Genomic DNA, 8,258 nt, shown 5'->3' with positions numbered 1-8,258 from the left:
TAGTGTTTTACAGTTGAATCAACAACAGTAGTGTCAGTTTTAACAACTGTATCTTTTACTGTAGTATCAGCAGTTACAGTAGTATCAGAACCGATAGTGTCAGTACCTTCAGCTTTTTTCTCAGAAGAACAAGCAACTACAGTTAAAGATAATGCTAAAGCTAAAAAGCCAAATTTGAATAAGTTTTTCATTTTAATTTTGAGTTTAAACTATTGTATAAATTAATTAATTGCTAGTTAATACGCTAATTGTTAAAAGGTAACCCAATAAAAAATATAAAATTTCAATTTTTGCTTTAACTATTTGTTTTTCAGTAAAATAAAATTGTTTCTTTAGTGCGCTTTTTAAGGTTACCCTCATTTTTGGGTATTAAAAAAGCCCCGCATGTGCGAGGCTTCTATTTTTTCAACTATCGACTAGTGTTTTACAGTTGAATCAACAACAGTAGTGTCAGTTTTAACAACTGTATCAGTTACAGTAGTATCAGTAGTTACAGTAGTGTCAGCACCTACAGTGTCAGTACCTTCAGCTTTTTTCTCTGAAGAACAAGCTACTACAGTTAGAGATAATGCTAATGCTAAAAAGCCGAATTTGAATAAGTTTTTCATTTTAATTTTTAGTTTAAACTTTTTTAATTAATTAATTACTGTTTAATACGTTAATCTTTAAAAGGTAACCCGATAAAAAATATAAAATTTCAAATTTGATTTAACTTTTTGTTTTTCAGTAAGATAAAATTGTTTCTTAAGTGTGCCTTTTTAAGGTTACCCTCGTTTTTGGGTATTAAAAAAGCCCCACAGGTGCGGAGCTTTCTATACTTTGTTTCAACTATCGACTAGTGAGCAGCAGGAGCAGCTTTAGTAGTATCAGCTTTAACAGCAGTGTCAACTTTAACAGTTGTGTCAGCAGCAGTTGTATCAACTACAGTTGTATCAACAGCAGCAGTGTCAGTACCTTCAGCTTTTTTCTCTGAAGAACAAGCAACTACAGTTAAAGATAATGCTAAAGCTAAAAAGCCGAATTTGAATAAATTTTTCATTTTAATTTTCTGATTTAATAATTAATTAATTTTACATTTTAATGCCGCAAAGGTAAAAAGGTAACCTTATGTTTTTGAAAAAAAATAAAAAAAGTTTTCAACGGTTTTTAAGGGTTACTATTCAGATACTTTGGTATTAAAATGTGTGTTTTTTATACAGGTGGGAATGTTATAAACCCGATTGTAGCGGGAATCCCGTAATATACGGGATAAAGTGGAAAGCGGGACAGTATTGAAATAGTAGTACAAAAAATGCTTTTTTAAAAAACAATGGCGGGCATGTTTAGGGATGGCTTGTGATTTTTTTGATTATTATTGGGTTACCATTTGATTTTAATTGTATTAATAGGTGAGTATAAAGTTTAGCAGTGATATACCAACAGATAGAGAAGTTGTACTAGGGATACTCAATAACTCGGTAGAGGCTTTAAATAAGTTGTATTTGGCGTATTTTCCGATGGTGTTGCAGTTTATTTTAAATAACAGCGGCAACGAGGATGATGCTAAAGATGTTTATCAAGAAGCCATCATAGTACTTTATAATAAGGTACGTAGCGGGAATTTTGAGTTGAGTAGCAAGTTGAAGACTTATATTTACTCGGTAAGTAGAAGAATTTGGCTGAAAAAACTTGCTCAGCAAAGTAAAAAGACCAATAACATCGCCGATTTTGAGGATGTGTTGGCCGTGGATGATAACGTAGAACTGCATGAAGAAAAGGATATGCAGTTTGATAAGATGAAGGTAGCGCTGGATAGTTTGGGCGAACCTTGTAAAACCATCATCCAGGATTTTTATATCCACAACCATTCGATGCAGGAGATTTGTGAGAAGTTTGGATATACGAATACAGATAATGCAAAGACACAGAAATACAAGTGTTTGCAAAGGTTAAAGAAATTATTTTTTCAATCATAGGAAATGAGAAACGAGATAGAACTTGAAGCTATTATTGAGGATTACCTAAAAGGTAAACTTACGGCAGAGGAGCGCGTGGCGTTTGAACAATTGCGAAGCAATGATCCCGTGGTTGACCATAAGGTAGTGGCCCATAAGGTTTTTTTAGATTCGATGGCACAATATGCACATGTGGTGAAGCTAAAAGAGCAGATGGACGCTGTACACTCACAAATTGATGTTGCGGCCTTGGCTGAAAATTTAAGACCACATCCTTCGAAATTAGTAAAACTTTGGCGTAATAACAGGTCGGCAGTGGCCATTGCGGCATCATTTATCTTATTGGCCATGGTTTCGTTGTACTCGATACAGAGTAACAATAAGCAAGCTGGTACTTTTGAGGCCATGAGCAAGGATATGGCCAGACTTAGGAGTACTCAAAATACCTTGATTCGCGATATTAAAACCAGGGAAGCGAACAATAATAGTAATAATAATAACAACAACGCAAGATTTGGTGGGACAGGCTTCGCTATCTCTGGCAACGGCTATATTGTAACCAATTATCACGTAGTTCGTGGCGCAGATTCGGTTTATGTACAAAATAGTAATGGTTCTTATAAAGCGAAATCGTTTTATAGCGACCCTGTAAACGATATCGCTATTCTGAAAATTAGTGATAAGCGCTTTGAAAGTTTGCCTACGTTGCCTTATACCATTAAACGTGGTACTTCTGGTATTGGCGAATCGGTATTTACCTTGGGTTTCCCTAAAGATGATATTGTATTGGGCGATGGTTATGTAAGTTCACGAAACGGTATTAACGGCGATACTTTGGCTTATCAAGTGGCTATTCCAGTAAATCCGGGTAATAGCGGTGGCCCTTTGTTAGACAATAGTGGTAACGTGGTAGGGATTATTAACGGAAAGGAAAATAAAACCGACGGCGCAACTTTTGCTGTGAAATCTAAATATATCATGGAAGCTTTAAATGCTGTTCCACAGGATTCGTTAAGCAGAAAGGTTTCTTATGGTAAGAAAAGCAGCTTGCGTGGCTTAAAACGTAATAAACAAGTGCAGAAAATGCAGGATTATGTATTCATGATTAAAGTGTATAACAACAACTAGTTTTTACAATTAAATATAGTTGAAGCCCAGAAACATTTGATTGTTTTCGGGGTTTTTCTTTGGAATGAAGTTTTTGTTAGCCGGAAGCACGGATATGTTTATTTGATAGCCACAGATACACAGATTTTATTTATTTCAATATTAGAGATTTTAAATGTTGTTTAAGTATCTGTGCATTTGTGGCAAATCAATTATAGTTATGGATATACAGATTTTTTATTCGTTATAAGTTTTTAATATCTGTGCATCTGTGGCGAATTAACTATATTTAGCTATGGAATTTGGAAGAGTTGAACCCAGTGAAATTAAACAAGTAGATTTTACCTTGCCTCCCGATGGCGAGCAAACTAAGCTGACTTTAAAAGGTAAGGCTGTGGATGATCCGAAGTTTTTTGTGGGCTGTGCTAAATGGGGGAGAAAGGAATGGGTGAATTTAATTTACCCTGCTAAAACTAAAGAGAAAGACTTTTTAGGGGAATACGTAAAGCATTTTAACTCTATCGAGTTGAATGCGGTTTTTTATGGCATTCCTAAGGAGGAACAGATTGTGAAGTGGAAGGAAATGGCAGATCAACGTCCAGATTTTGTTTTTTGTCCCAAGTTTTCCAGAGCGATTACCCATATTAAGCGTTTGAACAATGCGCAGGCTGAAACAGATTTGTATTTGAAAGCTATTAGTGCGTTTGGTGACAAACTAGGTCCTTGCTTTTTGCAATTGGGAGATAATTTTGGACCTAAAAATTTCGATGCCATGCATCAATATTTAAAGGCTTTGCCAAGAGATTTAAATTTGTTTTTGGAAGTTCGTCATGAGGATTGGTTTGCCAAGTCTGATGATCGAAAAGCATTGTTCTCGTTGCTAGCGGATCTTAAAATAGGCGCAGCAATTACTGATGCAAGTGGCAGACGAGATTGCGTACACATGGAATTGCCCACGCCTAAAGCTTTTGTTCGTTTTGTGGGTAATGGTGGACACTTTTTGGAAAGTTCAGATAAGAAACGAGTAGATGATTGGGTAGTGCGTTTAGCAGATTGGTTGGATAGGGGACTGGAGGAAATCTATTTCTTTTTGCACCAGCATGATGAAAGTGATACCCCGATTATTGCAGATTATACCATCGAAAAGTTCAATCAGAAATTAGGAAGTAAGCTGCCTCGTATTAATTTCTTAAATGGACAGGCTAATTTGTTCTCTTGATTTTTTCGTAACTTGAAAATATAATTAATCGATTTTTCAATTAAAAATAATACCATGAGTATAAGAATAGGCGATATCGCTCCGAATTTTAAGGCTACAACATCTATAGGTGAGATAGACTTTTATGAATACCTTGGCGACAGCTGGGGAGTTTTGTTTTCACACCCTGCAGATTATACGCCTGTTTGCACTACAGAGTTGGGTCGAACGGCTGCTTTGAAGGGGGAATTCGATCAAAGAAATGTCAAAGTTTTAGCCTTAAGTGTTGATCCTGTAGATTCGCATTTGGGATGGATTAAGGATATTAATGAAACTCAAAATACAACAGTAGATTTTCCCATTATTGCCGACTCGGACAAGACGGTAGCGAACCTTTATGATATGATCCATCCGAATGCTTCGGAGACTTTGACGGTACGTTCACTTTTTGTGATAGGACCTGATAAAAAGGTAAAGCTCATCATCACTTATCCTGCTTCGACGGGTAGAAACTTTAACGAGGTGTTGAGGGTAATTGATTCGCTACAGCTTACGGCAAACTATAGCGTAGCTACACCTGCTGACTGGAAGGACGGAGAAGATGTAATTGTAGTAAACAGTATCAAGACAGAAGATATTCCTGCAAAGTTCCCTAAAGGACACAAGGTGATTAAACCCTACTTAAGGACCACGCCTCAACCTAATAAATAGCACAGTCGTTTGCATTAAACCAAAAAGGCTCCCAATATGGGAGCCTTTCTTGTTTATGTGTGATGATGCGATGCTTATTTTACACCGTGCATCAGTTTTTTAACAATTGGACCTAAGGCAAAGGCCAATAAAGATGCTGCTAATGAAACACCAGTAAGTGTCCAGAAGAAATAGCTATAGCCTTTTTCTCCTGCTATGCTTTCTGAAACTTCACCAAATATACCTGCTAACTTGTTACCAATAGCTACTGCCAAATACCAAACGCCAAACATGATGGCAATCATACGGCCTGGCACCAGCTTACTTACATAAGAAAGTGCTACTGGTGATACGCAAAGCTCAGCCATGGTATGGAATAAATAAACAAATACCAACCAAACCATGCTTACGGAAGCTGATTTAGCTCCAGCAGGGATAGACGCTGCTCCAAAGGCTACAAATGCCATTCCGATAGCTAAGAACAACATACCAATGGCATATTTGTTATTTGCTGATGGGTTGCGCTTACTGCTCCACCATTTAGAAAACAATGGGGCCAGTGTGATAATGAAAAGCGAGTTTAAGATATTGAACCAACTTGCATTTACCTCTGTAGCAGCAACTTTTGAAGTAATGGTTGCTTTGATAGGAGAGGTTTGGTCAGCGTCGTATTTGATGTTGTGGTTAATCAATATTTCTTTGGTGTCACCTACTTTTAACGACTCTTTTTCGCCTTTGGCTAATTTGATTTCTCTTTTAAGCGTTTGTCCTGCGGCATTGGTGAACTCAATTTCAGCATAACTCACTACCGTGCCAAATGCTCCTGGTTTTTCGCGGTCAACAATGTTGCTGATTTTACCGTTAAATACATCACCAAGGTAGTTTTTGTCTTTATCTACTAAGGCATTGTTTTCAACCGTAGTTTTCTCGTCAGCTTTATAGAATGAAGTCCGCTCAATATCTAAAATGGCAATCTCTTGGTTATCCTTATAAGATTCAGATGAAACTACTTTGTCGTTGTTTACTAAACCACTAAGGTTTTTGTATTGAACATTGTATGAAGTAGACTTGTATTCGTTGGTTACCATCCAGATGGCAATTCCCCAGATGATCAAGAAACTGAAACCTAAAATCAAGTTGGATAATTTGTATTTAGTGAAGGTTTGTCCGAACAATTTAAAAAGTACCCAAGTAATGATGGCCAAAGGACCAATGGTGATTAAGGAGTTAACGATTTTAAAAATAGTACCCGAAGTTCCTTCTAAAATGCGTTGGGTATAATCTTTTGCAAACAAGGTTAACGATCCTGGTGCTTGTTCAAATATCGACCAGAAAATCATGGTAATGATAGCGAAAAACACAATGGCAATCATTCTATCTTTAAGCACTTTATCGTATCTGTTAATTCTGGATACTAATAAGATTAAGAATAGTACCAAGGCCGTTAAGATGATGAAGTTACTGCCGTCAACTCCAAATAAACTGAAGCTGAATAGGTTGGTAGTGCCTTCCGAGATTTTATTAACAGGGTCATTTAAAATCCAAGCCAAACCTAAACCAACACATAGTACAATTAATACCATGTGAAAGCTTGTAAATGGATTCAATTTACCGCCTTCTTGTTCTACTGAAGCCGCTGCTGCTTTTTCTTCAGCTGTTGCTTTAACAGGTTTTAGACCTATGTTTCCAAAAATATTTTGTGCAAACCAGAATTGCAATAGGCCAAATAGCATGAAAATACCTGCTACGCCAAATCCCCAGCTCCAGCCAACTTTTTCACCTAGATAGCCACAAAGCATGATTCCGAAAAATGCTCCAGCGTTTACACCCATATAGAAAATGGTGTAGGCGCCGTCTTTTTTCTCAGGGAAGTCTTTGTACATTTCTGATACAATGGAGGTCATGTTGGGTTTGAAGAAACCACTACCAAATACCAAGAAAACTAAACCTGCGTAAATAAAGAACGAGGTTTCTAATGCCATACAGGCGTGTCCTAAGGTCATTAATAGGGCACCTACCACTACGGCCCAGCGGATACCAATTACTTTATCGGCAAAATAGCCACCAAGCATGGTAGAGAGGTAAACTAATGCAGTATAGGTTCCGAAAATGGCTAGTGCATGTTCTTTTGGCCATCCCCAGCCGCTATCTAAAACAGAAGCACTGAAAAACAAAACCAATAAGGCTCGCATTCCATAGTAGGAGAAACGCTCCCACATTTCGGTAAAGAAAAGTACAAAAAGCCCCGAAGGATGCCCTAATACCTTGCTTTTAAAAAAATCGTTTGGATTTTCTGCAGTATTTGTTTGCATAGATTATTTAATAAGTTAGTCTTAGTTTTTTAAAAAAAATTGGTGCAATATAGGCGAATACATTTACATTTCAGCAAAAATTAATGTTTGCCCTTTTGGAAAAGTGTTGTCGCTTTACGTGGAGTGCTGTATAATTCGTCTAAATTAGAAGCGTCGTTTCTCACCTCTATATTCTCTTTCAAATATAACCTTGGATAGCTAATGGCGTAACCGTCAAAGCTTAAGTCGGAAGCATAATATTCGAAGTTACCTTCCATATTGGCTTCAAAAGGAGCCAAGTGGTCAAAAACAATCATATTTACTTTTTTGTCAAAAGCCAAAGTCATGGAGTTTTTCTTGGCATATTCAAAAACGATTCTGTTTTTAATGGGTACTTTTCTACTTAGCTCAAAAACATTCTTGCCAAAAATAGCTTGGTCTTTTTCGAAAGATAAAATCTCGATGACTTTTTTATTGGTTTTATCGTTGTTGCCTTTCCATCCCAATAAAATATAATAAGGGTTTTTACCAGGATAGGTTACGGGAATGATTTCATAATAACGGGCACCATACCATTTTTTTTGGTTGGTAATGATGTTGTCGTCAGTAAAAGTTTCCGTGGCATCATTCAAGGGGATCAGTTTTAAAGAACCATCTTTGGTGGCTAACTGGATGGTACCATAAAATTTATAGCCACCATCGGTAAGTGGAACCGACCAAGTGAAAATCCTGAACGATTGGTTAGGGGCACTGAGCACCGTTACGTTAGCAAGGGAATCGAAATTGAATTGAAAGGAGTGAGGGGTTTTTAAAGCGCTGATGAGTTTTTTAACAAACATGGTGTTGTAGGCTGCCCGTTCTACATCATCTTTAACACTTACTGTCGAATCACTATAAGCCGAAAGGGTGTCTTGGATTTTTAACAATTGGGGCAGTGTAGTAGGTGCTATGGATTGTTGGGCTTTTAAGTTCCCTGCCATCAAGCACACTACTAAAAGTGAAAAAAATGTCTTCAAAAAACTGCTTTGCATTTAAATC

General features: G+C 37.0%; 9 protein-coding genes. 4 read left to right on the top strand and 5 right to left on the bottom strand.

All coding sequences use genetic code 11. The annotated features are described in order from the left end of the window. The 3 genes from DUT70_RS20485 to DUT70_RS20475 form a co-directional block, all read right to left on the bottom strand. Positions 1-191 (bottom strand): hypothetical protein (locus DUT70_RS20485; RefSeq protein WP_113649237.1); only part of this gene is annotated, 191 nt, incomplete at its 3' end. Between the two features lie 225 nt (positions 192-416). Then, positions 417-608, bottom strand: coding sequence for a hypothetical protein (locus DUT70_RS20480; protein ID WP_113649236.1), 192 nt, complete (start codon positions 606-608; stop codon positions 417-419). Between the two features lie 227 nt (positions 609-835). Further along, on the bottom strand, positions 836-1,039 hold the full coding sequence (locus DUT70_RS20475) for a hypothetical protein (RefSeq protein WP_113649235.1): 204 nt from the start codon (positions 1,037-1,039) through the stop codon (positions 836-838). 349 nt (positions 1,040-1,388) lie between these two features. Here DUT70_RS20475 and DUT70_RS20470 point away from each other — a divergent pair, with 349 nt between their 5' ends. The 4 genes from DUT70_RS20470 (at position 1,389) to DUT70_RS20455 (ending at position 4,950) form a co-directional block, all read left to right on the top strand. After that, complete coding sequence (locus DUT70_RS20470) at positions 1,389-1,955, top strand: RNA polymerase sigma factor (protein ID WP_113649234.1); 567 nt, start codon at positions 1,389-1,391, stop codon at positions 1,953-1,955. A 3-nt stretch (positions 1,956-1,958) separates the two neighbouring features. Continuing rightward, positions 1,959-3,062, top strand: coding sequence for a S1 family peptidase (locus DUT70_RS20465; RefSeq protein WP_113649233.1), 1,104 nt, complete (start codon positions 1,959-1,961; stop codon positions 3,060-3,062). A 274-nt stretch (positions 3,063-3,336) separates the two neighbouring features. Then, entirely contained in the window at positions 3,337-4,260 is a 924-nt protein-coding gene (locus DUT70_RS20460) for a DUF72 domain-containing protein (RefSeq protein ID WP_113649232.1), read from the top strand. 54 nt (positions 4,261-4,314) lie between these two features. Then, entirely contained in the window at positions 4,315-4,950 is a 636-nt protein-coding gene (locus DUT70_RS20455; protein WP_113649231.1) for a peroxiredoxin, read from the top strand. A gap of 74 nt (positions 4,951-5,024) precedes the next feature. Here DUT70_RS20455 and DUT70_RS21440 read toward each other — a convergent pair whose 3' ends face one another. Then, positions 5,025-7,241, bottom strand: coding sequence for a peptide MFS transporter (locus tag DUT70_RS21440; protein WP_113649230.1), 2,217 nt, complete (start codon positions 7,239-7,241; stop codon positions 5,025-5,027). 80 nt (positions 7,242-7,321) lie between these two features. After that, the gene (locus DUT70_RS20445) at positions 7,322-8,236 is read right to left on the bottom strand and encodes a hypothetical protein (RefSeq protein WP_240432211.1); all 915 of its coding nucleotides are present in this window, start codon (positions 8,234-8,236) and stop codon (positions 7,322-7,324) included. Between the last annotated feature and the right edge of the window lie 22 nt (positions 8,237-8,258).

Origin of the sequence: Pedobacter chitinilyticus, from assembly GCF_003313385.1 — a bacterium.
GTDB classification, from domain to species: Bacteria; Bacteroidota; Bacteroidia; order Sphingobacteriales; family Sphingobacteriaceae; genus Pedobacter; species Pedobacter chitinilyticus.
The sequence above is the reverse complement of the archived record's forward strand: the minus strand, read 5'-3'. Positions and strand labels throughout refer to the sequence as shown.